The sequence below is a fragment of the Enterobacter cloacae complex sp. SHL001 genome, from assembly GCF_049236825.1.
Classification (GTDB): Bacteria; Pseudomonadota; Gammaproteobacteria; order Enterobacterales; family Enterobacteriaceae; genus Enterobacter; species Enterobacter hormaechei_C.
Genome location: NZ_JBMKIP010000002.1, coordinates 510,009 through 534,650, shown reverse-complemented (window position 1 = coordinate 534,650; position 24,642 = coordinate 510,009). Strand labels below are relative to the sequence as shown.

18 protein-coding genes and 1 pseudogene are annotated in these 24,642 nt (G+C 53.6%); 2 read left to right on the top strand and 17 right to left on the bottom strand.

The window, feature by feature from the left end:
• Positions 1-101: 101 nt before the first annotated feature.
• The 13 genes and pseudogenes from ACOTYH_RS08025 to ACOTYH_RS07965 form a co-directional block, all read right to left on the bottom strand.
• The gene (locus ACOTYH_RS08025) at positions 102-1,151 is read right to left on the bottom strand and encodes a T6SS immunity protein Tli3 family protein (protein WP_047735455.1); all 1,050 of its coding nucleotides are present in this window, start codon (positions 1,149-1,151) and stop codon (positions 102-104) included.
• 1 nt (position 1,152) lies between these two features.
• Positions 1,153-1,749, bottom strand: a pseudogene (locus ACOTYH_RS08020) (DUF2345 domain-containing protein); the annotation flags it as partial.
• Positions 1,715-1,975, bottom strand: a complete 261-nt coding sequence (locus tag ACOTYH_RS08015; RefSeq protein ID WP_421637662.1) for a PAAR domain-containing protein — start codon at positions 1,973-1,975, stop codon at positions 1,715-1,717. The gene ACOTYH_RS08015 and the pseudogene ACOTYH_RS08020, both read right to left, overlap by 35 nt.
• On the bottom strand, positions 1,976-3,907 hold the full coding sequence (locus tag ACOTYH_RS08010; protein ID WP_063413165.1) for a T6SS effector phospholipase Tle3 domain-containing protein: 1,932 nt from the start codon (positions 3,905-3,907) through the stop codon (positions 1,976-1,978).
• Positions 3,908-4,160: 253 nt separating this feature from the next.
• Positions 4,161-6,653 carry a type VI secretion system Vgr family protein gene (locus ACOTYH_RS08005; protein ID WP_063932760.1) on the bottom strand — a complete coding sequence of 831 codons (2,493 nt, stop codon included), beginning with the start codon at positions 6,651-6,653 and terminating at the stop codon, positions 4,161-4,163.
• Positions 6,650-9,295, bottom strand: coding sequence for a type VI secretion system ATPase TssH (gene tssH, locus ACOTYH_RS08000; RefSeq protein ID WP_421637661.1), 2,646 nt, complete (start codon positions 9,293-9,295; stop codon positions 6,650-6,652). Before tssH ends, ACOTYH_RS08005 begins: the two co-directional genes overlap by 4 nt.
• A gap of 173 nt (positions 9,296-9,468) precedes the next feature.
• Entirely contained in the window at positions 9,469-9,960 is a 492-nt protein-coding gene (gene hcp / locus ACOTYH_RS07995; RefSeq protein ID WP_009653685.1) for a type VI secretion system effector Hcp, read from the bottom strand.
• Between the two features lie 5 nt (positions 9,961-9,965).
• Positions 9,966-11,672: an OmpA family protein gene (locus ACOTYH_RS07990; RefSeq protein ID WP_421637660.1), complete on the bottom strand. Its 1,707-nt coding sequence runs from the start codon at positions 11,670-11,672 to the stop codon at positions 9,966-9,968.
• Entirely contained in the window at positions 11,669-12,358 is a 690-nt protein-coding gene (gene tssL / locus ACOTYH_RS07985; RefSeq protein ID WP_045338101.1) for a type VI secretion system protein TssL, short form, read from the bottom strand. Before tssL ends, ACOTYH_RS07990 begins: the two co-directional genes overlap by 4 nt.
• Positions 12,355-13,695 (bottom strand): type VI secretion system baseplate subunit TssK, encoded by a 1,341-nt coding sequence (gene tssK / locus ACOTYH_RS07980; protein ID WP_045338102.1) that lies wholly within the window; start codon positions 13,693-13,695, stop codon positions 12,355-12,357. Before tssK ends, tssL begins: the two co-directional genes overlap by 4 nt.
• A gap of 15 nt (positions 13,696-13,710) precedes the next feature.
• Positions 13,711-15,246: a type VI secretion system contractile sheath large subunit gene (tssC, locus tag ACOTYH_RS07975; RefSeq protein ID WP_023324775.1), complete on the bottom strand. Its 1,536-nt coding sequence runs from the start codon at positions 15,244-15,246 to the stop codon at positions 13,711-13,713.
• 40 nt (positions 15,247-15,286) lie between these two features.
• Positions 15,287-15,778, bottom strand: a complete 492-nt coding sequence (tssB, locus tag ACOTYH_RS07970) for a type VI secretion system contractile sheath small subunit (RefSeq protein ID WP_033486877.1) — start codon at positions 15,776-15,778, stop codon at positions 15,287-15,289.
• A gap of 613 nt (positions 15,779-16,391) precedes the next feature.
• Positions 16,392-18,008, bottom strand: coding sequence for a peptide ABC transporter substrate-binding protein (locus tag ACOTYH_RS07965; RefSeq protein WP_058688691.1), 1,617 nt, complete (start codon positions 18,006-18,008; stop codon positions 16,392-16,394).
• A 183-nt stretch (positions 18,009-18,191) separates the two neighbouring features.
• Between ACOTYH_RS07965 and mpaA the strand changes: the two genes are divergently transcribed.
• Positions 18,192-18,905, top strand: a complete 714-nt coding sequence (mpaA, locus tag ACOTYH_RS07960; protein WP_058688690.1) for a murein tripeptide amidase MpaA — start codon at positions 18,192-18,194, stop codon at positions 18,903-18,905.
• Here the strand turns inward: mpaA and ycjG are convergent.
• Positions 18,896-19,861 carry an L-Ala-D/L-Glu epimerase gene (ycjG, locus tag ACOTYH_RS07955; protein ID WP_421637659.1) on the bottom strand — a complete coding sequence of 322 codons (966 nt, stop codon included), beginning with the start codon at positions 19,859-19,861 and terminating at the stop codon, positions 18,896-18,898. The two genes, mpaA and ycjG, sit on opposite strands and share 10 nt — an antisense overlap.
• Positions 19,862-19,967: 106 nt before the next feature.
• Here ycjG and tpx point away from each other — a divergent pair, with 106 nt between their 5' ends.
• Positions 19,968-20,474: a thiol peroxidase gene (tpx, locus tag ACOTYH_RS07950; RefSeq protein ID WP_003856889.1), complete on the top strand. Its 507-nt coding sequence runs from the start codon at positions 19,968-19,970 to the stop codon at positions 20,472-20,474.
• Between the two features lie 34 nt (positions 20,475-20,508).
• On the opposite strand, the gene tyrR is transcribed toward tpx, so the two are convergent.
• The 3 genes from tyrR to ACOTYH_RS07935 form a co-directional block, all read right to left on the bottom strand.
• Positions 20,509-22,050, bottom strand: a complete 1,542-nt coding sequence (tyrR, locus tag ACOTYH_RS07945) for a transcriptional regulator TyrR (RefSeq protein WP_023303818.1) — start codon at positions 22,048-22,050, stop codon at positions 20,509-20,511.
• Between the two features lie 111 nt (positions 22,051-22,161).
• Positions 22,162-23,214 carry a YcjF family protein gene (locus ACOTYH_RS07940; RefSeq protein WP_032669702.1) on the bottom strand — a complete coding sequence of 351 codons (1,053 nt, stop codon included), beginning with the start codon at positions 23,212-23,214 and terminating at the stop codon, positions 22,162-22,164.
• Positions 23,211-24,608, bottom strand: a complete 1,398-nt coding sequence (locus tag ACOTYH_RS07935) for a YcjX family protein (RefSeq protein ID WP_150391110.1) — start codon at positions 24,606-24,608, stop codon at positions 23,211-23,213. The genes ACOTYH_RS07940 and ACOTYH_RS07935 overlap by 4 nt, the downstream gene beginning before the upstream one ends.
• Positions 24,609-24,642 lie beyond the last annotated feature (34 nt).

Below are 24,642 nucleotides of genomic sequence, written 5' to 3'. Positions count from 1 at the left end.
ACCCACCTCTGATTTGGCAATTTTTATGAGAGGGAAATGAACGCCAGGAAGGATGCCCATTATCATCAAACTTACATTCAAGTTCCCGAACAGGTTCATAATTATTGTTCATTTTTCACCACCTCCTTTTTCCCATTTGACTCATTAGTATATGTGATGGCTTTAGCTTTAATATTTTTATTACATTGATATTTAACATCAATACTTGACGTTGAAAGCTTCGGAAATTTAATTCCATCTTTATAAACTTCATCTTCAATCCTAATCTGGATTTCAGACAATTCGTTTGCCATTAAATTCCTTTCCTCATGTGTTTTCGGTGGCGTTAATGTTCTGAGATAGTCGAATATATGAAATCTAGGTCCATACTCGTTTGCATAGGGCATTTTTTTTCTTATTAGTTCTTCTTTCACTAACTCATCAATTTTTTTCTGCCAGTCATCATAAACACTGATTAAATTGCCGTCAGAAAACCTTAATTTATTCACTGAGCTAAGGTCATTGAGACCTGTAGGGCGAGAATAGCTATCCTCCGTTTTAGACTCATCCCTTAGATAAACACCATCATTAGCCACTACTACTTTAAGCTGACTAAAACGTTCTGGGGTGCTGTATTCCATAGCTACAATTTTATATATAAATGTGTTCCCATGATCTGCTGAAAAGAAGAAAAACACAGGGCAACCTGTTTCTGACCTTCCACTACCACAATATTGTCTGGTAGATGCGCCAGGGAATGCCAGATAACCATTATCCGCCCCATTAATAATAGAGCCTTGATAAGCCGCAATATTATTTCCCCGGCGATATGAGAAATCATAAAAATCGTTATCCCATCCCAGGTGTGTTTTTATTCCCCGCAGAGAGTCATTGTAATAAACCTGTCCACCCTTATCACAGGATATGTAGTTTTCCAGCGTCAGGTATCGATTTTTATCTATGCGATAAATAATTTGAGCCGGAGCATCTGTTTCAACTTTTCGTGACTCTTCTACCTTCTGAGAACCGCTCATTCCTCCCAGACCCACCCCAAAACTGGCTCCCATACTGGCTCCTGCCAGGAACTGTAAGCCTTTATAAATGGCATACAGGAGTACACCAATAATGGCTATAATTGTGAGGACTTTCCTGTCTGACTGATTCCATCTCATCTTAATTCGCCTTAACTAAGCTGATAATCATATTGTCGATAACATCAGAAGAATTGAGTGACGTTGCTCCAGAAGCATCTGTAATACCGGAAACAACAGAACCATCTGGCATGGTGATTTTGTACGCTTTACCTGGTATAGGTTCTTTTGTCAGCGCATTTCTGATGACAAATTTCTCATCAAACGTAGAAGGTTCAAACGACTTCATCACCCCCTGCATACTGCCCGTGCCCGCTTTCCTGATGCCCGTGTTCTTAATCAGCAGTTTACCCGGACCACCAATCTCAACATTTCCGCCGTTGATTTTGATGTAGCCACCACCACAAATCAGCGTCAGCTCGTCCTGTGCCGTGACAACCATTTTCCTGCCGCTTGAAACATGCGTATCCTGCGTGGACCATGTGGTGATGTTTCCGCCCTGCGCCTGAATATCAATATCGTTTTGCGAGCTGAACAGTTTTGCCCCTTCACGGCTGTACAGGCTGAGTTGTTTACCGGCCGCCAGCGTAAAGTCCTTCTGCGCACCAACATCCAGTTGTTTACCCGCTGTCAGCGTAAGATTATCACTGACTGATAGCTGCATAACTTGCAATGACACTCGCACCACACTGCGTCTTGCAGCCATGCAATATAATTCCACGCCCGTTTTCTTCATACGCAGAAACATCGCATTCAATAATTTTATTCATACCGTGTTCCGGGCAACTGACGGTATCATTCAAAAGTGCGGCATTTTTACCGGCTATATCGAAACTGGATGAGGCTGATGTAACTTTACCATCATGCGTAGTGGTATCCCCTAAAACAACGACGTATCTACTCATTTAATAACCATACTCCTTTGCCTTTTCTCGAATAATTTCCTCGATACCCGTTTCCCGACTTATCATTGAAGGTTCATTAATTCTTTCAACAACCCCAGTGTTCATATAAGGGTCTGCGCCAGTGGTCCAATCAGCAAGATATCGGAGCGTTGAAAGAAATTCTTTATCCCATGTAGCATCGCAGTAACCTATCGGTAAATCATAAGCTACTACTCTGGTCATAAATTCCTTGTTTCCGGGCAGTGTGCTGTGATCTGTTGGTTGAGAAACATAAGTTCGTAACCTTTTATCTTTTTCTTCGAAAGTTTCCTTCCTTGTTATCTCTTGCACATAACCACTTGGAAGTTCCTTATAGCCGATTACAACATCTTGGTTTGGATATAAATTGACATAGTTATTATATGTATTGTCATTTTTCTTTCCAGTTTTAGGGGCTATCTCACCCCACCCATCCTGTTGTTTTGAGCCATGCTCTTTACCTACTCTGGTTTCGTCAAATTCGGCCAGCTCACTGGGATTAATAGGCTCAGGGACTTTCTCTGCATTTACAAACACTGTTTGCCATTTTGGAGGGTCAGGATATGTAATGCTACTACTTTGATATTTATCACCATCATCATCCCAAAATGGTTTTCCATCAGGTAAAGTACCAAATGGTGTCTGCTTATCAGGATAAGAACCGCATGGCGTATTCCTGGCCAACATCCTCTGGTACAAATTATTTTTAAATTTCACAATTAATGGATGTGGATTACCATTTTTATCATTAGGTAGCCCTTGCCACCCTATCGAGCGAAGCGGTAATGACCCCATAACTCGGTCATGAGGGCAAAAATAAATATACGTTCTGCCATGATTATCACGCTCTTGTATTTTTCCAGCCCGTATTACATTCTCACCTTCAGGCTTCCAATTCGTTTTATCAGTAAACTTGCCTACACATAACCCTTTATAACCCACAGAAGACAGATGCGTGGATTGCTTTGCAATTTTTTCAATTATTGATGATAATGTATTTTCGCGTCCGCTTGGAGAAATTCTCTCTTTCTGAGGAATTGAAAGCTCATTAAGCTGGCTATTATGCATTGCATAAGGGGAGTTTAATATAAAAAGAGTATCTGGCCCTTTTTTTGCTAATGCGACTGCGGCTAGCGAAATCATTGTCCCTTGGCTATGAGAGATAATACTAACCGTATCATTTGGATATTTATCCCGGATAAGGTCTAAAAGATCTGCTAATCTCTTAGCTGCATGTGAATAGTATTTTCTTGGTGGAGCATTTGTTAAAAGTCTATCTTTATCTTCATTGAGATACTGAAGTTTTGCTCCAGAGATTCCCGCCAGATTCTCATCGAATCCATAGTCACTCCAAAGCGAGTGTAAGTTATTCGTGCCATTTTGGAATGGGCCACCTCCCCATATATATGGCCCTTTTTTTTGAATGTCATCTTGTTTTATACCTGTTCTTTTCATTTCATGATAATCTTCACCATCCGCATTAGCTAACGGGATAATATATTTATCCTCTTCCCCCCTCACAGAAGAATACCCCCAATAGAATCGAATGATTGGAGAGCGCTCAGAATTTTCAATAAGTTTTCTACGAGCTAAAGGTGAAGGTGACGAGTTACTTTTCCCTTCCTCCTTCTCACAATCTGTACTATATTTGTTCGACTTCAATTCAAATTGAGAACCATTGAGCCCTAACCTGTCATTTAATCCTTTGCAGAGAGACTCTTCCGCATTTTGATACCATTCACCTGTTGAGTTAACCCCATGGACGAGTATTATCAAACCAGGGAGATGAGGAGGTAAATCACATCCTCCGCGGACCTTTATATTTTTATGAGAAGGGCATGAACGCCATGAAGGTTTTCCATTGTCGTCATACTTTAACTCTAAAGCCCTGGTTGTATCTGTTTTTTCACTCATTAGAAGCATCCTTTTTTATCTATTAGACAAGCCGCCACTTATCTTATTACTGGGACACCATGTGATTGGAGGATATATATAATTAAATATGATAAAACCACACACATACACCACTTGCCTGCTTTTTTCCACCCACCATCAATAGGTTTATGCAAAAAGCCAATAAAAATATATAAGATGCTACCAATTACAAGAGAATATAAACACATTATAAAGAGTATTAATCCTAACATATGTATTCCATTAATATTATTTAACGACCAGTAAGTGTTATTATCATATCATCTATCAAATCCGAAGAATTAAGCGTCGTTGCCCCCTGCGCGTCTGTTATACCAGTGACAACTGACCCGTTTGGCATAGTTATTTTATAGGCTTTTCCTGGAAGCGGCTCTTGGGTTAATGCATTTCTGATAACAAATTTCTCATCAAACGTAGAAGGTTCAAACGACTTCATCACCCCCTGCATACTGCCCGTGCCCGCTTTCCTGACGCCCGTGTTCTTAATCAGCAGTTTACCCGGACCACCAATCTCAACATTCCCACCGCTGATTTTGATGTAGCCGCCTCCGCATATCAGCGTCAGCTCGTCCTGTGCTGTAATGACCATTTTCCTGCCGCTTGAAACATGCGTATCCTGCGTGGACCACGTGGTGATGTTTCCGCCCTGCGCCTGAATATCAATGTCGTTTTGCGAGCTGAACAGTTTTGCCCCTTCACGGCTGTACAGGCTGAGTTGCTTACCGGCCGCCAGCGTAAAGTCATTCTGCGCACCAACATCCAGCTGTTTACCCGCTGTCAGTGTCATATTATCACTGGCTGATAGCTGCATATCTTCGCCGCTCACCAGTGCCATGCCTTTTGGCGCACTGCCCAGAATCACCTCTTCATGCAGTTGTTCAATTTTCTGCTTCAGGAGTTTTTGCTGACGGCCAACATCGGCAGCCAGAGCCTGAGCCTGCTGTGCGCAGGCAGCAAGGGATTCCATTTCCACTAATGCTGCTGAAAGCCGTGCGAGTGCAGGCTCCATATCAAGGACCTGGCCCTGCGCCTTCGCCTGGCCGTCAGCACTAATAAAAATCCCTTTCTGCGCCCGGATGGCGCCCCAGTTGTCGGTTCTGAGCTCAAACCCCTCACCGCGCTTCTGCCTGTCGCTGTCGACCAGATGGCCGAGATTCAGCTGGCTCTTGCCGCCGTACTCCGTGCTGACCTTGATATGCTCTTTCCCGCGCTCGTCGTCGAGGCGGATTTTGTTGTTCGCCGGCGTGCGCAGCACGTTGCGTCTGTAGTTGCGGATGGTGACGTGGTCGCCATGCGCCGAGTCGTGCAGCACACCGGCAATGTACGGCCGGTCCGGGTTGCCGTCCTCAAAACCAATCGCCACCTCGGTGCCTGCCAGCAGCGGCAGGTGCAGGCCGTAGGTGTCACCCGCATACGGGCGGGACTGACGGACCCACAGGCTCTCGAACCCGGTCTCCCAGTTCTCACGGTCAAACAGCATATTGACGCGGTAGCGGCCGTCTTTATCGATATGCCCGTAGGTGTCATTTTCAGTGGTACTGGTGACGCGGGCCGGTAAGGTACCGGCCATCACCGGACGTGAACCAGGCTCAGGGCGGAAACTGAAATCAGTGCTGTCCGGGATACCGTCAAACCTGACGCAAAAGTCCGCATCACGCTGCGCATGGCTGTGCATCGCCGTGACAACCACGCCCTGCGCAAACACTTCTGCCACTTCGTACCCGCCGGTGACTTTCAGCAGCATACCCGGAGAGAGCTCCGGACAACTGGTGAAGGCAACGGTCTGCGTCTGGTCATTCAGGTAGCGCTCATGACGGATGCGGGCGTAAAACGCCCCGGACTCCGCAGCCGGGTTGCGGTCATACGCGCTGCCCGGCGTCAGGTAGTTATCCGCCCAGTGATAGGCCTCACCGTACGTGGTGACATCCCCGCGGGTCGCATCAACCAGGGTGTTCATGTCCTCCGTGGCCTGACGGTAGTTGTAATCGCGGGTGCTGACCTCCTTCTGGACCACCTTATGACGGCTCTCCATCTCCCACACCGAGTCCACACCCTGCGAGTGCTGCCCTGACGGCGGCACCGACGGCAGCGTCAGGCCTTTCTCATATCCCTGCCGGCTGTCGTAAAACTCCACCACGTCAATGTTGAGGCGCGTGTCGGTGGTGAAGCGGAACCAGATACCGACCTCACCCAGCAGGCGGGTGATAAAGTGCAGGTCGTCCTCAGCGTACTGCATCACCTGCTCACGGCGCGGATACTCTTTACTCAGTGAGAACAGGAAGTCCTGGCCGCGCATGCCGTGGCGCTCGCGCAGGATTTTCTCCACAATCTGCGGGACGGACATGTCCTGGTAGACGGCGTTCTGGTGCGAACGGCTGAGCAGGGCCAGACGCGGCTCAAGCGTCACTGCGTAACGGGTTTCATCCTTTGAGGTACCCAGACGTTCAAAACCCGTGACCACGCCCTGAATCACCCGCACCGGCTGCTGTATTTTGATGCCGTACCCCTGATCTACCGGGGCCTGAAGCGTCAGGGAAGCCGCTTTCATCAGCATCATCTCTTTGCTGATGGCATGGTCCGTACTGGTGAATTCAGTACGGTAGCTGAACGGCGTGCTCAGGGCTTCATCACCCTCAAACGCCAGTACATCAAGCCCTGCATCGCAGCCCTTCACCGACAGCAGGTGATGGCTGTGGCTGAATCGTAAGGGAAGATTACTGCTCATGCATGCTCACCTTCTGTCCGGTCAAACTCGAGCACTATGCCCTCTCCCTCATCCCAGCCCAGCGTCAGGGTATGCGGCTTCTGCCCCGCTGCCATATGGCTCAGCAGCTGCTGGCTCAGCACCGGCAGAATCTGCTGGTTCAGCAGGCTGTCGACATTACGGGCCCCGGTGTCCGGCAGCAGGCAGGCATCGGTCAGCGCGTCGTACAGGCTTTCGTGGATATCGGTCTTCATACCGTAGTGACGGTTGAGGCGTCTGCTCACCTGATTCAGCTTCATCTCCACAATGGTACGCATGGCTTCTGCATTCAGCGGACGGTAAATCACCGTCTGGAAGCGCGCCAGCAGCGCGGGCTGGAAGTGGTCCCGCAGGACAGGACGCAGCAGTTCATGCAGATCCGGCTCTGTCGCCTCCGGCTGTTCCTCCAGCATCTGCATGATGAGGTCGCTGCCGAGATTGGAGGTCATCAGAATCACCGTGTTGCGGAAGTCAATTTCCCGCCCCTCGCCGTCGCGCATGACGCCCCGGTCAAACACCTGGTAGAACAGGTTCATCACGTCCCGGTGCGCCTTTTCCACTTCATCCAGCAGCACCACGCTGTACGGGCGCTTACGGACGGCTTCGGTCAGAATGCCGCCCTGACCGTAACCCACGTAGCCCGGAGGTGAGCCCTTGAGCTGCGAGACGGTGTGTGGCTCCTGGTATTCCGAGAGGTTGATGGTGATAAGGGACTTCTCGCCGCCGAACAGTTCATCGGCCAGCGCCAGGGCGGTTTCGGTCTTGCCGGTGCCGCTCGGCCCCACAAGCAGGAACACGCCCTGCGGGCCGTTCTCCGGCGCCAGACCGGTTTTGCTGGCGCGCAGGCGCTGCGCAATGGCATTCAGCGCACTGTCCTGACCGACAACGCGTTTCGCCAGACTGTGCTCAAGGCTCAGCAGTTCCGTCTGCTCGTCCTTCATCAGGGAAGAGAGCGGTACGCCCGTCCAGTCGGCGATAACGGTGGCGACGGTACGCGCATCCACATCCAGCCCCAGCAGCGGGGTATTCTGCTGCACGGCAGTAAGCTGCCTCTGAAGGTCCGCAATCTCCCCCTGACGGGAGATATCCGTGCGGCAGGCAAGCAGTTCTCCCGTCAGTTTCAGCTCCTGGCCGTACTGGGCTTCCCGTTCGTCGAGCTGCAAAATGATGGCGACCTCTTCCTCTCCGATGGCGGCCAGACGTTCGCCGTGAGCGGTATTACCCACTACGATATCCTCCAGCAGCGCCTGCTTCTCCATAGCAAGGGCCGTGAGCTGCGCCTTCATGCGGATCAGCGGCTCCGGAATAGTGTCGAGGCTCATACGGATACGGGCAGAGGCGGTATCCAGCAAATCAACCGCCTTGTCCGGAAGCTGGCGTCCGGTCAGATAGCGTCTGGAGAGCGTGACGGCGGCTTTAACCGCTTCATCGGTAATATGCACGCCATGGTGCTCCGCGTAGCGTGACTTGAGTCCGCGCAGCATCAGGCAGGCGGTGTCGTCGTCCGGTTCGTCCACCTTCACCATCTGGAAACGACGCTCCAGCGCGGCGTCGCGCTCAAAGTACTGTTTGTACTCACTCCAGGTGGTGGCGGCGATGGTTCTGAGCTCACCGCGGGCGAGCGCCGGTTTCAGCAGGTTGGCCGCATCGGCGCCGCCCGCCTGGTTGCCGGCGCCGATAATGGTGTGCGCCTCGTCTATAAAGAGCAGAACCGGCAGGGGTGACTGCTGCACCGCATCGATGATGTTTTTCAGACGCTGCTCGAATTCCCCCTTCACACCCGCCCCGGCCTGTAACAGGCCGAGGTCAAGGGTGCGCACGGAGACCGGCTTCAGCGCGTCCGGCACATTGCCCTCATGAATGCGCAGCGCCAGTCCCTCCACGAGCGCGGTCTTGCCCACCCCCGGTTCGCCGACCAGAATCGGGTTGTTCTTGCGGCGCCGGGAAAGAATATCCACCATCTGGCGGATTTCATTGTCGCGGCCATAGACCGGGTCGATTCTGCCCTCACGGGCGCGGGCGGTGACGTCGAGGGTGAACCTGTCCAGCGCATTCTGCAACGCCGGATTCAGCTCTCCTGTTATATCCGCATTCACCGGACGGCCGACAAACTCCACCTCATCCCTCTGCGTAAGCTCCGCTTCCTGCTGCACCTCCGGGCGTTCATCCGACTGCGCATCCAGAAGTCCACGCAGGCGCTCAAGCTGGCTCTGCGCCAGCGTCAGCAGCGGCCACAGGCCGTCGCAGCGCAGCAGTTTCGGTTTTTCCACCAGAGCCATCAGGAGGTGAATGCTGCGGATATGCTCTTCCTCCGCCAGCGAGGCGTGCAGCCAGGCATCCTGCATCAGTGACTGCACGCCCTCCGAAAGCTGCGGACGGCTGCGCACTGACCGTGGCAGGCTGTCCAGAAAACCCAGCATATCCTGCCATATCGTATCCATATCCCATTCGTAGCGCCGCGCCAGCACCGTCAGGTCGCCCTCACCCTGTTCCAGCAGTTTCAGCAGCCAGTGCTCAGGCAGGATTTCCGCATGGGCGCGGGTCTGGCACAGGGAAGCGGCCCCCTCCATCGCGCGGGCACAGTAAGGGTTAAGACGGCGTAACAGGATGGCTGGATTTTCCATGAGACTCTCTCTTTATCAGTTCCGGACACGCTACCGCCCGTCGCTGTTCCCTGTTATTCAGGAACCCAAAGCGCATCAGGTCGGGCAGGCAGATTGTGTTTTTCTTTGCTGACCACCCGTCAGTGCAGGCGCTCAGCAAAAAAAGCAGACGGCTGACCGTCTGCTCAGGGCTCTTACGCAGTGGCGCGTTCGTTCCAGGAATCGGAATGAATGATGTTGCCGTCCTTGTAGGTCCAGGTGATTTTTTCGTAGCGCAGTTCAATCTGCTCGAGGTGGTTGTGCTTCTCGAAAGCAGGATCCTTGATGTCATGCATCTTCGGATTCACTTTCACCAGCTTCACGTTCTCAAGCTTCGTGTTGAAGTACTCCACTTCCTGGCCCGCGTCGTTGATTCTGTACCATTTGAACTCAGCCGATTTCAGGGTCTGGCCGGTCGTCACCGCCTTGTACAGGTACGGGCTGGAGGAGTCGATTTCCTTGGTGAACAGGAAAGGCGTGTGGATACGGGTGCCGGTCAGCTTGCCGGTATTGTTATCGGTCGGGATGTACAGGTTGTGCTCCTGGGCCACCACTTCGATACTGCCTTCACGATCCTGAACGTCCACGGACCCTTTGATGTCCGCGCCGCCGTCGTCCTTCAGCCACAGATAGACTGGAATTGCCATGTTAATTACTCCGTTACATTGTTATCAGCGCCATCATCCTGCGATGACGCATGGGTCTTGCCCGGCGCCTGACAGGCATTCGCCTGCGGTACCAGACTGATTTCGACACGGCGGTTCAGCGCCCGGCCTTCAGCCGTGTCGTTGGTGGCGACAGGACGGCTTTCACCATAGCCCTGCACCGCAAAACAGCTTTCCGGCACGTCGCCGGTATCCCGCATCCAGTCGCGCACCGACTCCGCGCGCTTAAGCGACAGCACCTGGTTGGACTGGTCATCCCCGGTGCTGTCGGTATGGCCCGCCACCACAATCAGCCAGCCGGGCTTCGCCTTGATCCCCACCAGTGAGTTCACCAGCAGCTTTGTTGAGGCGGGTTTAAGCGCCCACTTTCCGGTATCGAACAGCGACATGCTGTCGAGGCGGACAATTTTCGGTGCCGGTTTGAGTTCCGGTTCAGGCGGCGGAGGCGGAGGCACATAAGAGCGAATCGCATTCAGCACTGGCATACGCAGACGTCCGCCCTGATACAGACCCAGACTCAGCCGGGCCGGTACGCCGTTACGTGCATGGTCGTCCAGCAATGCCGCATCCTCGCGCAGCACGGCAACGGCGTCAGCTTTCGGCCCGGAGTCATTCATCGGTATACGTTCATAGCGTGCAATATCAAAGCTCACACGTTGCAACAGCTGGCGATTATTCCAGCCACTGCTGAGTAGCGCAGCAATGGTCGCCAGCGTTAAGATTCCGAGCGCACCGCGCCAGGTTCGACCATGCGGTGTCAGGCCTCGTCCTTCTGGCAGTAACGGGAGGACAAAATTCGGGAACAGGGAAATAACCGTACTGTCCGTTCCCGCCGGCTGCCAGCCAGACACCTGCTGCATCGCAGTATGGCGGGACAACCACGCTTTCCAGACAGAGGTGACCATGCTTCCGGTCAGGATCGGACCCAATCCCCACAGAACCGCAACAGGTTCAATAACAGGAATATCGGGGTTTTCATCCATAAGGACAGCCTGGACGTGCTGTTGGAACCAGCTCATCAGGCTGTTCATCAGCACCTGTTGCTGCATCGCAGGCGTTCCGCCAGAATTAACCCATTCAGCAACTGAGCCAGGCGCTGAAGTTCCACTCCAGACCTTTACCCCTTCCCCCAGGATCGCCGTCTGCCAGAGCATGTCATTCATCATCGCACTGCCGACCTGTCCATTCAGAACCAGTGGCACAGAATGGCCGGTTGCTTTACGCAATCGACTAATCTGCCAGCGCAGGGCAAGCAAACGACTGGTAAGGCGCTCACTATCAGGGTGCTGCTGCGGACAAACATTGATCATCACTGACAGCTGACGTCCCCAGTCGGGGCGCAACCACAGTACCTGACGGGCGGCCTGCTCCAGTTCCAGATGATCCTCCACACGGATCCAGCAGCCCTGCGTGACAGTAAGTACAGGTGACTGATGCGGCCAGGCAAGCGGCAGATCGCCACAGACCAGTACCACGGGCTGACAATAATTGGCTTCAGGCAGGTCCTCCAGACACAGGGTGAAATCGTGCTGCACGCGACGGCAGGCGACAGCCCAGAACGCCATGATTAGCCCCAGTAACGCCAGCAGGACGAGAACGGAAACCAGCCGGGATGCTGGCAGAAACCACAGGCAGACCACTGCACTCAGCAGGGCAGCCCAGAGCGCAAGCCCGCGCTGTTGTGCAGGGCTCATTTCACAGCTCCCGGCAGCAGGTTAAGCAGTGTCTTATCCAGCCAGCAATCCAGTCCCCACCATAATGCGGTGACCACCACCACACTCAGGCCAATGCGCACGGGCCATGATGCCAGCCAACCCCCTATCCCCTGTCCGGCATGGCTTTCCGCCAGAACGGGATGGGGTTGTGAATAGCTAAACGGCGCAACATATTCATTCAGTGCATTCATGAGTTTCTGCCGCTCAGGATCGTTCAGGGAGCGGAAGTTGCCGAGGAATCCGAGCATCATGACTCGCTGGAAGCAGGTCACAACGGCGTGGTCAGGAGCCGGTTCACGCAGCACATCACGCATCCGATCGCATAACGTGTCACCGGCGTCCATGGTGCCAAGGAAATATCCCTGTAGGGGAATGTCATACCACTGTATACAGGCGTCATCCTCCACACCGCGACCTTTGACTGCCTCATCAAGCAGCGCACACTGTGCCGTAAGAATATGCTGGCAGCTGGCCTCATCGAGTTCGCTCGCTTTTAGTTCTCGCTGCACACGCCCGACATCGTCGATGCAGCGCTCCCAAAGCGTACGCCCTTCCCCGTCCTGGAATGTCGGGCCGTGACGCAGACTGATCACCTGTAGCCAGGTGTCCTGTAACAGGGCATCAATATCAATGAACGCGGCAGTAGCGCGTTTACGATCATTCATGTTCTCAGTACCGCAAAGAGTTCAAGTTCAGGCTCGGCGAGCATTCCCGGAACGTAAAACATACAGGTGCCGCTCTGGAACATTTCGATGGCCAGGGGATGAGAGACATCAAGGCTGAAATACTGATTTTCCAGGCGTAGTGGAATGGCTGCCGGCACATGGCGCAGCGGCATCAGAGGGACGCCCACCCGCGATGAATTGACGATACTCCTGACATGATCGGGACTGCCGACCTTGCACTGGCGCGGGAACTGCTCCTGCAATTGTGCCACCGGCATCGGTGAACGCACGGAGAGGTAATAATCAGCCCCTTCGCGCAGACGTGGATCATGCAGACGGGCCTGCCAGAAGTGAAGCCGGTCATCATGCTCAAGCTCAATTGCCACCACCCGCGACGGCAGGCTGGCTTCCAGAAGATCGCCAAGTAAATCAAACAGCGGCGGGAAGACGTTATTCAGCTGCTCATGCTGCCATGCCGGGATCGCACTGACCTGATGCTCCAGCGAGAATGTCAACAGGCTGCCTGCAAGCCTTGCCAGCTCCGGATAGAGACGCTCAGGCGGGCTTTGCGGGTGGCGCTGAAACTGACCCAGCACGGGCTCAGCACTGTTCAGGGCATTGAGCAGCCAGAACAATGAAACATCGGCTACGGCAAAATCCGCCATGCGCTCATTACTTTCCCGGCGCATGTCCATCAGGCGGCCCAGACGGGCGCGCAGTTGCGTCAACAGTTGCTCCAGCTGGGTCATCAGCCAGCGACTGCCCAGTAACGCCAACAGCGGCGGAAGGTATGTCTCATCAAGTGCCCAGTTCCCCTGCGAATCTTGTTGCAGGCGGGCAACCGGACAGGTCAGGTAATCGCTGTTGTTCTGATGGGCAAATCGCAACGTCAGCTCTGGCCGCATCACTGCAATCTGGCGGGTATCATCGCCAAAAAGGTTGCGGACATCCCGCCAGCGCTGGCGATAGCGAACAGGACGCGCGGCCACCTCATCGGGCTTAAGGCAGTTGCCACCATTCGCGCGCAGCAGCGGAAGAGCCAGAACCACCACCACGTCCTGTGTTTCACTCTCAAGCGCCAGCACCGGTGGCAGGTCGTCAGCATTATCCGTATCGATTAATGTCCCGTCAGGGAACCGGAGGTGCAGATGACGGGCCTGTAGACGGCCCAACTTCAGTACATCCGGTTCGAAAGAGGCATTAATCACCCCCCAGGGATGGGAAAGACCCAGTCGGGCGATACATTCCGCAGACCAGGTCGCATAGGCGGCCTGTTGCTGGAAGTGCTGGGGAGAGACCATCTGGCCCCTGCCCCATAACGGTTGTTCCGTTCTCATGCTTCCTGCCTTACGTTACGCTTTCGCTTTAGGCATCTGGCTCACCAGAGACAGGTTCACATCCATGCCTTCCACCTGGAAGTGCGGCACCGCAAACAGCTTCACGCGGAAGAAACCCGGGTTGTCTTCGATATCTTCCACCACCACCTTCGCGTCACGCAGCGGATGAGAAGCCTGCAACTCATCGCCCGGATCGGTCATTTCCGTCACCAGACTACGCACCCAGGTATTCAGCTCCAGCTCCAGCAGACGGCGGTCCTTGGTGGTGCCGATGTTCTCGCGCTGGATGAGCTTCAGATAGTGCGCAATACGCGACAGCAGGAAGATGTACGGCAGACGGGCGTTGATGCGGCTGTTGGCCGTGGCATCCGCGGTGTCGTACAGCGCCGGTTTCTGCGCGGAGTTCGCCGAGAAGAAGCAGGCATAGTCGCGGTTTTTGTAATACGAGAGCGGAATAAAGCCGAGGTTGGCAAACTCAAACTCGCGGGTCTCCGGGATCATCACCTCAGACGGGATTTTCACCTGGTTGCCGGTACCCAGATCGTACAGATGAATAGGCAGGTCTTTCACCGCCCCGCCCGCCTGCGGGCCACGGATCTGCACGCACCAGCCGTTATTGATGAAGCTCTTCACCATGTTTGACGCGAAGGAGAACGAGGCGCTGGTCCACAGGTATTTCTCGTGATCCGGGCCTTTCACCTGCTCAACGTAGTTAAAGCTGCGTACAGGTACGGTGTCCGGGCCATACGGCAGACGCCCCAGCACGCGCGGCATCACGAGGCCGATGTAGCGGGCGTCGTCGGTGTCGCGGAAAGATTTCCACTTGATGTACTCCGCGCGGTCGAAGTAGTTGCCGATATCCTTAATTGCAGCGACCTCTTCCATGGAGTCTTTCAGGAAGAATTTCGGCCCGACAGAGCCAATAAACGGCATATGTGCGGCAGCTGACACTTTAGAGATGTTGCGCAGCAGCGCCACATCCTGCGGGCTGGCGTCAAATTCATAGGATGAAATCACGGAACCAATCGGCTCTCCGCCCGGGGTGTCATATTCGGCGGTATAGGTGTGCCAGTAGAGGCCGCTCTGGATAAGTTCTGGCGCGTCTTCAAAGTCCTGACGCAGATCTTCTTTCGACACATCCAGAATTTCGGTTTTCACGTTCTGGCGGTAGTCGGTGCTGTCCACCAGCTGCTTCAGGCCGCGCCACAGGGACTCCACCTTCTGGAACTCCTGGTGATGCATTACGGCATCCAGCTGACGACTAATCTGGAAATCCAGCTCAGCGATATGGTGGTCAATCAGCGTTTTGTCGAGCTTCTCCACCGGCTGACCGGATTTGCGGATGCAGTCCATAAACACCTGCATCGCCGCCGTCAGGCGTTCACCCGCCGGAGCGTCAGAAAGCGCGGCGTCATCCAGAAACGCATTGATATCCCCCAGGCTGGAGGCCGGGGTCAGGTTGATTTTTTCAAACAGGGAGGCGTAAACGCCCTCTTTTTCCAGTACGGTGGTCTGCCCCTGCGCGGAGGCGGTTTCAGTATTCACAGACATCAGCATATTCCCGGTTAATCCATTAAATTACACATGCCGCTTATTTCGGGGCCAGTGCACTCATTTCGTCGCGTAATTCCTGAGACAGCGCCGGGTCTTTAAGAATTTTCTCGAGTTCTTTTCTGAAAGTGGCGTTATCAAGGAGATTGGATTTGAGGTCGCGTAATAAATTACGCATGGCCAGCATGGCGCGGAGCTGGGGGATCTGGCGGGCAACCTGTTCAGGTTCGAAATCCTTAATATCGGAGAAATTCAGATTTATGCTTTCTTCCGAACCATCCCCGGCCATTGTGTTAGGAACCGTCAGATTCACTTCCGGGTTAAATTCCGAAAGTACGCTGTTGAAGTTATTTTTGTTGACGTTAATTTTCTCCCTTTCCGATAATGGGCGATTCTCTTTTCCATTACTGAAATCACCGACGGTGAGGAGTTTAAGCGGCAGTTCGATTTTCTTCTGCGCGCCACCTGTATGCAGAGCCAGCTTTAAGTTTATGCGTGCCTTGGGCACCTCATTCTGGAATGAATCGGCCATAGCAGTCCCTTTCTTTAAAAGAAATAAATGTTAAGTGAGTGACGTTTCTTTACAAAACCATATTAGAGCAAAAGCCCATTTAAAATCAACTTATCAGATCAAAGATCTACCATTAGACTTTTCTTAAGAATATTCCACTAAATTATTGTATTCATAAATGCCATAGATACATGACACACAGTAAAAATTAACTATTTATTCACATTAATTTGGCAGAAATGACTGCTTTGATTGGAAATATTGAACTTATTGTTCCATGAGGTTGAATAATTGATTTACATCAATGCATTTATTAACGCATCCCTTAACAGTGCAGAGAAATAAGGTTTTAATTCAATAAATGGCCTGAATATGAAAAATCCTGTATCGGACAAATTTAATCTTAAAAAAAGTAATGACTACACTGCTACTGGAATGGCGAATAAATGACTACGCGTTTTTCGATAAACGGGAGGAAGAATCTCTCTGAAGATATTCATCATGACAATGAGTGATGGGCTGATATGAAGGGAATATTCGGAAATAACCAGGCTGTAAAACAATCAACCCTGAGAGCGGGCGCTTATGCGGTTAATGGATGTTAACCATAATCACGTAGCGCCCTGAGCTCTTTTTAGTGCTTTTCAATATACATTGTACGGCTGTACGCAACATCCTCTGGGTTATTTATCGGATAACCTTTAACCCATGGCTTGATGAGACGGCCATTGGTGTACTGATAAATAGGGGCAATCGGTGCTTTCTCGGTGAGGATCTTCTCGGCCATGTTGTAGTCGGCATTACGCGCTTTTTCAGTAGTTTCGAGCGTCGCCTGATGAATAATCTTATCGTAAGCAGGATCGTTGAATCGTGAGATATTCCCGCTGTGGGAGGAGGTCAGCAGCGACAGGAATGTCGACGGCTCGTTGTAGTCCCCTACCCACGATGCACGGATGACGTCAAAATTCCCGGTATTGCGGCTGTCGATGTAGGTTTTCCACTCCTGATTCTGCAACTTAACGTCAACACCCAGATTTTTCTTCCACATGGATGCAACGGCAATCGCAATTTTCTGATGGTTTTCAGACGTGTTGTACAGCAGCGTTAATTTAAGCGGGCGCTGAGGGCCATAGCCTGCCGCCTGCAACAACGTTTTCGCCTGCGCATTCAGCTCCTGCTGCGACATCTGCTCAAATGGTGAGGTTTCCGGCGTAAAACCCGCAGTGACATCGGGAGTAAAATGCCAGGCCGGTTTCTCGCCGGTCCCCAGGACTTTTTCCGCCATAATACGTCTGTCGATAGTCATGCTGAGCGCGAGACGTACGCGGGCATCCGCGGTTGGGCCTTTTTGGGTGTTAAACGCGTAGTAATAGGTCCCAAGCTGTGGCGGTGTATATACCTGTCCCGGAATATCTTTAAGCAGCTTCTGGTACATGTTTTTCGGAAACGATTCTGTAATATCGATATCGCCCGCCAGATAGCGTTTGGTCGCTGAGGACTCCTGGTTGATCGGCACAAAGGTGACTTTTTTAAGCACCGTCCTGGCGTTATCCCAGTAATGAGAGTTCGGCTCAACCACCAGTTTTTCATTCACCACGCGATCTTTCAGCACATAAGCACCGTTGCCAATGAGCGCGCCAGGGCGCGTCCATTCCTTACCGCTTTCCACATTGGCCTTTTGAACAGGATAAAACGCGAAGTTAGCCGTCAGATTGCTGAACCAGGGCAGCGGTTTGTCCAGCTGCACGCGCAGCGTTTTAGCATCCACCGCCATCACGCCGAGCGTATCCGGAGCAGCTTTGCCATCGATAATGGCCTGGGCATTGTTAATGCCCGCCAGCGCCGCAAACCAGGCGAAAGGTGACGTTGTTTTAGGATCAACCAGACGACGCCAGCTATAGACAAAATCTTGTGCCGTCACCGGAGTACCGTCGGACCACTTAGCGTTATCCCGCAGCGTGAATGTCCAGACGCGGTTATCATTGCTCTGCCAGCGCGTCGCCACGCCGGGAACTAACTCCCCTTTTTCGTTCTGATTCACCAGCCCTTCATAGAGGTCGCGGATCACCTGTATCTCGGGCAACCCCACCGCTTTTGCCGGATCGAGCGAGGCGGGCTCATCTTTGATATGTCGAACCAGCTCCTGCTTTTGCGCCAGAACCGTTCCTTCGGGAACCTCCGCGGCATATGAAAGTGAAGAAAGCCCGCACAGCCACAGCGCAGTACAAAGAAGCGAAACAGGATGCTTCATACGATCCCCTTAATGATGTCAGGTAACAGGCAGATGCGTAATTATTTGTTTCGAAACGGAGAAATGCAAATGCTTCCTCCGGAAAGTTGATGTCAGGCAATTTTACACACACACGGAAACTATTTGATTAAGCGCGGCTTTTGCACAACACTGCCAGAAGTGACTTTATCATCAGGGTTTACTATGGCAACTACCCGACCAAGAACGGAACGCGGCGCCTTCCCGCCCGGGACTGAACATTATGGACGCTCGTTTTTAGGCGCGCCGCTGATCTGGTTTCCGGCACCCGAGGCCGATCGCAATAGCGGCTTAATCATTGCGGGCACGCATGGCGATGAAAACTCGTCTGTCGTGACGCTCTCGTGCGCGCTACGTACGCTGGCCCCCGATTTACGACGACATCATGTGATTTTGACCGTCAACCCGGACGGTTGTCAGCTTGGATTACGGGCGAATGCACGCGGCGTTGACCTGAACAGGAACTTCCCGGCGGCAAACTGGCGCGCCGGTGAAACGGTGTATCGCTGGAACAGTTCAGCGCAGGAGCGAGATGTTGTCCTGCTCACGGGAGAAAAACCCGGTTCCGAACCGGAGACTCAGGCCTTGTGCCGGCTTATTCATAAGATCCACCCGGCCTGGGTTGTCTCTTTCCACGATCCCCTCGCCTGTATTGAAGATCCTCGTAATACGGCGCTCGGGCAGTGGCTGGCGGATGCGTTTGCTCTACCTATGGTGAGCAGCGTTGGCTATGAAACACCCGGGTCGTTTGGCAGCTGGTGCGCGGACCTTAGCCTTCACTGTATCACCGCAGAGTTTCCGCCCATCTCCTCAGATGAAGCGAGCGAAAAATACCTGCGGGCGATGACAGATCTCCTGCGCTGGCAGCCTCAAAGATGAAGTACACCGGAGGTAAAATTCAGGGCGGGTGATACGTCAACCGCCAGCCAGGTTGGGCCGTCAAGATCGGCAAAACGCACGCTGTTCACCAGCGGGAGCGCAGCGCCGATCGCTCTTGACGTGCACAACATGCAGCCCAGCATCAGAGCAAAGCCTTGCGCCTGCGCATCTTGTGCCAGTGCCAGGGCTTCGGTTAATCCACCTGTTTTATCCAGCTTAATGTTCACCATTTCGTAGCGTCCCTCGAGAGCTGACAGGCTCTCACGGGTATGACAGCTTTCATCTGCACAGACGGGAAGCGGATGAATAAAATTCGCCAGCGCGGCATCGTCTTCTGCCGGGAGGGGTTGCTCCAGCATGGCAACGCCCAGATCGGCAAGCAGCTGACAACGGGCTGCCAGCCCTTCGCTATGCCATGATTCGTTCGCATCGACGATAAGAGTGGCATCAGGCACCGCCGCACGAATGGCGACCATGCGTTCGCTAATCAGACGATCGTCGAGCTTCACCTTTAATAATGTTGCACCGGTGGCATACAACGCCTGAGCGCTGGCGGCCATTTGCTCTGGTTCACCGATGACCACCGTTTGCGCGGTGACGATCGATTGCGGCAGCGTAACGTCCAGCAGCGCAGGCAGCGGTTTTTGTTGTTTCGACGCTTCCAGACTCCAGAGTGCGCAGTCAATCGCGTTGCGTGCCGCGCCGGCCGGCAACCGAAGCTGAAGAGCCTCGCGCGTCAGACCCGCCTGCAACTCGGGCACCACCGTCATAATTTGCGCCATGACTGACGCCAGGCTTTCTCCGTAGCGAGGATAAGGGGTACATTCCCCGACGCCTTTTACGCCGTCCTCTTCACATTCAACCACGACCACACAGGCCTCATTACGGCTGCCGCGCGAGATCACAAACGGGGTGTGCAATGGCCAGGCTTCTTCATAGACCTTAACGCTTCTCATCACTAACTCCTTGCAGGCCGGAAAGGCAGAAAATTGGTTTGCCGTGCTAACTGCGGATGACATACACTAGCCACGACGTTAACTATTTGTAAACAGGAAGATATCTATGTCACAACTCGTTCATTTCCAGGGCAACCCGGTTGCTGTTGCAGGTTCCATCCCACAGTCTGGCAGCAAAGCACAGCCTTTTACTCTGGTGGCTAAAGATCTGTCTGACGTCACGCTGAGCCAGTTTGCTGGCAAACGTAAAGTCCTGAACATTTTCCCAAGCATCGATACTGGCGTTTGTGCTGCATCAGTGCGTAAATTCAACCAGCTGGCGACCGAAATGGACAACACCGTAGTGCTGTGCATTTCTGCTGACCTGCCGTTTGCCCAGTCCCGCTTCTGCGGCGCTGAAGGCCTGAGCAACGTCATCACCCTTTCCACTCTGCGCAGCCCGGATTTCCTGGAAAAATACGGTGTTGCCATTTCCGAAGGCGCGCTGAAAGGTCTGGCTGCTCGTGCGGTGCTGGTGATCGACGAAAACGACAACGTTGTTTTCAGTGAGCTGGTTAACGAAATCACTACCGAACCGGATTACACCGCTGCACTTGAGGCGCTTAAAGCCTAAACGTAAAAAAGCCTCTGCAAAGAGGCTTTTTTATTTATTCGTCACCCTTCTTCTGATTTAACCCATACTCGCGCAGCTTATTCGCAATTGCGGTATGTGACACCCCAAGACGTTTAGCCAGCTTGCGCGTGCTCGGATAGCTGCGATAAAGCTGCGTTAACACCGAACGCTCGAAACGGCTGGTGATGTCATCCAGCGAGCCTTCCATTGCCTCTTCGCCTACCGAGACCGTCCCGGCATCGTAATCCGGCAACAGAATATCCTGAGGGCGCAGTTCATACCCTTCAAGCTGAGTTAATGCGCGATAGACCGCATTTTTAAGCTGACGAATATTGCCCGGCCAGCCGTAACGCGTCAGCACGGTGCCCAGGTCGGCAGAGAGCTTCGGACGCGGCACGCCCTGCTCGTCGGCAAAACGGGCCACGAACAGTTCTGTCAACGGCATGATGTCCTGCGGGCAATCACGCAGCGGCGGTATATTGAGCGTCAGAACGTTGAGACGATAGTAGAGATCTTCGCGGAATACCCCTTTCTGCACCAGCTCCACCAGGTTTTTCTGGGTGGCGCAGATGACGCGCACGTCCACGTGCACTTCATGATCTTCCCCCACGCGGCGAAACGTGCCGTCATTGAGAAAACGAAGCAGTTTCGCCTGCATGCGTGGCGACATTTCGCCAATCTCGTCCAGCAGCACCGAGCCGCCGTTCGCCTGTTCAAAGAAGCCTTTTTTACCTTCCGGCGCATGCCCGAACAGCTCACTTTCCACCGCATCTTCAGGAATAGACGCGCAGTTCAGCGCCAGATACGGTTTTGCCGCACGCGGGCTGGCCATGTGCACAGCATGCGCCAGCAGATCTTTCCCCGTACCGGTATCCCCGGTAATCAGCAGCGGTGCCGTAAGATTTGCCAGCTTGCGCGCCTGGTCGATTACATGACGCATCTTCGGGCTCACCGCAATAATCTGGCTGAATGCGCCGACGTCCTGGCTGGAAAGATTCTGTAACTGGCGTCCCATGCGCACCGTGGAGCGCAGCATGATCACCGCGCCGGTGAGCACCCGCGCGGCATTTTCCCCTTTCAGGTAGACCGGCGTGATCTCCATCAGGAAATTCTGTCCGTTGATAACGACATGCTCGCTATGGGTATTTTGCGGGTTGCTGTCCAGCCAGCGCTGGAAATTAAAACCGGTAATCAGTTGCGTGGCGTGGTGCCCGATAAGTTTTTCCTGAGTCTGCGCAAACAGCTGGCAGCTGGCCTGGTTAACGCGCTCGACTTTATTTTTCAGATCGAGAGAGAGAAACGGCTCCGGCATTGCTTCCAGCAGCGCGCTCAGCGCAAGATGTTCCCGCTCGGACGGCATCCAGGGGATGGTGCGTACATCCGTAACGCCATCGATACGGCGGATTTCCGCCATCAGGCTACTGAAGGTATTAAATTCAATTTCGGCAAAATTGAGGTAAATTCGCCCGACAGGGTCGATCTCTATGCCACGTAAATCAATGCTACGTAAAACAAGAAGATCGAGTAACTCGCGGGTCAGACCGAGACGGTCCTCACAAAAGACTTCCAGACGCATGGGAAATTCACCGTTTAAGCCAATAACAGTAAAATGATATGTCAGATCACGGTATTCGGGAAGGTGGCTGTCAACAAATATTGACAGCCCGCACGATTAGTAAACAAAACCTCACTGAGCAGGTTTTTTATTAAGCGTCTCTTTAAGCTGGCCAATCAATTCGCGACGGAAATCCCCCAGCCGCGGCTTATCGCCATCGATCCAGGGGAGTGGACGACAAACCTCCATCGCTTTGATACCCAGGCGTGCCGTCAGCAGACCGGCACCAATCCCCTGCGCCGCCCGGGCAGAGAGACGCGCCGCAAGATCCTGCGACATCCAGTCCATCCCGACCTCCCGTACCAGTTCGCTTGCCCCGGCGAAGGCGATATTCAGCAATACCAGTTTGAACAGGCGCAGCCGGCTGTAATAGCCAAGCTCGATGCCATACAGTCTGGCGATGCGGTTGATCAGGCGCAGGTTGCGCCAGGCGATAAAGGCCATGTCCACCATCGCCAGCGGACTGACGGCGATCATCAGGGTAGATTCCGCCGCCGAGCGGCTGATCTCACGACGAGCCTGCGCATCCAGCACCGGCTGAACAATGTGGGCATAGAGCGTGACCACTTCCTGGTCATTCTGGGTTTCGTGGATCGCCGCATACCAGCGCTGAAGCGCCGGGTGAGAGTGATCAATCCCGGCCTGAGCCGCAAGCTTTTCACAAAAAGCACGCCCTTTTCCTGTGCCGTGACTGTGCAGCAGATCCCGCGCTTCATCGCGTTCGTGGGCACGCTGACGCAAACGCCAGAGGCGACGCCACTCGGTGACGACTGAGCCAACGCCCGCACCAACAATCAACGCCCCGGCGGCGCATCCCCCCAGCGCCACCCAGTCCTGCGTTTGCCAGGCATTGACGCCCCACTGCACGCCCTGACCGATTACGCTCACCCCAAAAAGGGCTAACCCGGCGGTCACCATCTTGCGCCACAGGCTGCGTTTCGGGCGCAGTGCCGCATCAACAACCGCTTCCGCCTGCCCCTCTTCAACCATCGGTTCGTCTGCCAGCACGGGAGCAAAGTTGTCGGCCTGCGGCCCGCTGAAGGTTTGCGCCGTTTTAAACGCCTCATGCGGGGACTGCTCAAGCTGGCCGGTAAAATCAATGCGTGGTTTTAACGGTTCCGTCATCGCAATTTATCTCCAATTAAAAACTCCAGCGCGGCATCCAGACGGATATGCGGCAATGGCTGGTCAACGTTCATACTCTGCGGACGGAAGGCTTCGAACTGAAAACCCTGGCTTTGCCAGAAAGCCTGGCCCGGCAGACGCGCCGGAACTTCCCCCGGATAGACCGTGAGCGGCGCACCGTCGCTGAGACGGTTGCCCCGCAGGGCCGGAATTTTCTCGCCATTCAGGTCAATCAACCCACTCTGCGTAGCCTGTACGGACGCCAGCCCCAGACAATCCATACTGATCCCTTCGAAGGCCGCATTCTGCCAGGCATCCTGCACCAGCTGTTGCAGCAGGGATACCATGTTGGCGTGCTGATCGACCGTCACATGGTCAGCTTTTGTGGCGGCAAACAGCAGCTTGTCGATGACCGGCGAGAACAAACGGCGAAACAGCGTACGCTGGCCATAATGAAAGCTTTGCATCAGCTGCGTCAGCGCCAGCCGCATATCATTGAACGCCTGCGGCCCGCTGTTGAGCGGTTGCAGGCAGTCCACCAGTACGATCTGGCGGTCAAAGCGTAAAAAGTGATTTTTATAAAAGCCCTTAACCACCTTCTCACAGTAATAATTGTATCGCTCGCGGAGCATACCGGCGTTGGTGGTCTTGTCCGCCTGCGCCAGTTTCGATTCACCGATGCTGTCAACGTCCGGCCACGGGAAAAACTGTAGCGCGGGAGCACCGGCTAAATCACCCGGCAGAACAAAGCGGCCCGGCTGAATAAAATGCAACCCCTCCTGCTTGCACTGATGCAGGTAATCCGTCCAGGCTTCGGCTAGGACGGCCAGACGGTTTTCATCCGCCAGTGCCAGCGGATCCAGCCCTTCGCAAAGCTGGCGCCATTTGGTCGACCACTCTGCCCGCTGCCCCTGCAACAGACCGGTCATCTGTCGGGACCAGCTCAGGTAATCCTGCGCCAGCATCGGTAAATCAAGCAGCCATTCTCCCGGGTAATCCACAATTTCGAGATAGAGCGTGGACGTTTCTTTGAAGTGACGCATCAGGGATTCATTCGAGCGGAAACGAAGCGCAAGACGGATTTCGCTCACGCCACGCGTCGGGGTGGGCCAGGCGGGAGGCTCCCCGTATAACTGCGCCAGACCTTCATCATAGGTGAAACGGGGTATGCCAAAATCACGTTGCGGTACGCGTTTCACCCCAAGCAACCGCTCCTCGCGCACTGCGCTAAGCAGTGGCAGGCGCGCCCCTGCATGCAGGTTCAACAGCTGATTGACCATCGCCGTAATGAATGCTGTCTTACCGCTGCGGCTCAGCCCCGTCACGGCAAGACGCAGATGGCGATCAACGCCACGGTTCACCAGAGAATTGAATTCGTTTTTAAGTCGCTTCATCGCCGTCCTTCATTGCCTGGAACCCTGAAAAAAG

What these genes read in the sequence shown, in the direction of transcription:
- ACOTYH_RS08025 (WP_047735455.1), bottom strand. Translation starts at nt 1,151, where the DNA reads ATGAGATGGAATCAGTCAGACAGGAAAGTCCTCACAATTATAGCCATT.
- ACOTYH_RS08015 (WP_421637662.1), bottom strand. Translation starts at nt 1,975, where the DNA reads ATGAGTAGATACGTCGTTGTTTTAGGGGATACCACTACGCATGATGGT.
- ACOTYH_RS08010 (WP_063413165.1), bottom strand. Translation starts at nt 3,907, where the DNA reads ATGAGTGAAAAAACAGATACAACCAGGGCTTTAGAGTTAAAGTATGAC.
- ACOTYH_RS08005 (WP_063932760.1), bottom strand. Translation starts at nt 6,653, where the DNA reads ATGAGCAGTAATCTTCCCTTACGATTCAGCCACAGCCATCACCTGCTG.
- tssH (WP_421637661.1), bottom strand. Translation starts at nt 9,295, where the DNA reads ATGGAAAATCCAGCCATCCTGTTACGCCGTCTTAACCCTTACTGTGCC.
- hcp (WP_009653685.1), bottom strand. Translation starts at nt 9,960, where the DNA reads ATGGCAATTCCAGTCTATCTGTGGCTGAAGGACGACGGCGGCGCGGAC.
- ACOTYH_RS07990 (WP_421637660.1), bottom strand. Translation starts at nt 11,672, where the DNA reads ATGAGCCCTGCACAACAGCGCGGGCTTGCGCTCTGGGCTGCCCTGCTG.
- tssL (WP_045338101.1), bottom strand. Translation starts at nt 12,358, where the DNA reads ATGAATGATCGTAAACGCGCTACTGCCGCGTTCATTGATATTGATGCC.
- tssK (WP_045338102.1), bottom strand. Translation starts at nt 13,695, where the DNA reads ATGAGAACGGAACAACCGTTATGGGGCAGGGGCCAGATGGTCTCTCCC.
- tssC (WP_023324775.1), bottom strand. Translation starts at nt 15,246, where the DNA reads ATGTCTGTGAATACTGAAACCGCCTCCGCGCAGGGGCAGACCACCGTA.
- tssB (WP_033486877.1), bottom strand. Translation starts at nt 15,778, where the DNA reads ATGGCCGATTCATTCCAGAATGAGGTGCCCAAGGCACGCATAAACTTA.
- ACOTYH_RS07965 (WP_058688691.1), bottom strand. Translation starts at nt 18,008, where the DNA reads ATGAAGCATCCTGTTTCGCTTCTTTGTACTGCGCTGTGGCTGTGCGGG.
- mpaA (WP_058688690.1), top strand. Translation starts at nt 18,192, where the DNA reads ATGGCAACTACCCGACCAAGAACGGAACGCGGCGCCTTCCCGCCCGGG.
- ycjG (WP_421637659.1), bottom strand. Translation starts at nt 19,861, where the DNA reads ATGAGAAGCGTTAAGGTCTATGAAGAAGCCTGGCCATTGCACACCCCG.
- tpx (WP_003856889.1), top strand. Translation starts at nt 19,968, where the DNA reads ATGTCACAACTCGTTCATTTCCAGGGCAACCCGGTTGCTGTTGCAGGT.
- tyrR (WP_023303818.1), bottom strand. Translation starts at nt 22,050, where the DNA reads ATGCGTCTGGAAGTCTTTTGTGAGGACCGTCTCGGTCTGACCCGCGAG.
- ACOTYH_RS07940 (WP_032669702.1), bottom strand. Translation starts at nt 23,214, where the DNA reads ATGACGGAACCGTTAAAACCACGCATTGATTTTACCGGCCAGCTTGAG.
- ACOTYH_RS07935 (WP_150391110.1), bottom strand. Translation starts at nt 24,608, where the DNA reads ATGAAGCGACTTAAAAACGAATTCAATTCTCTGGTGAACCGTGGCGTT.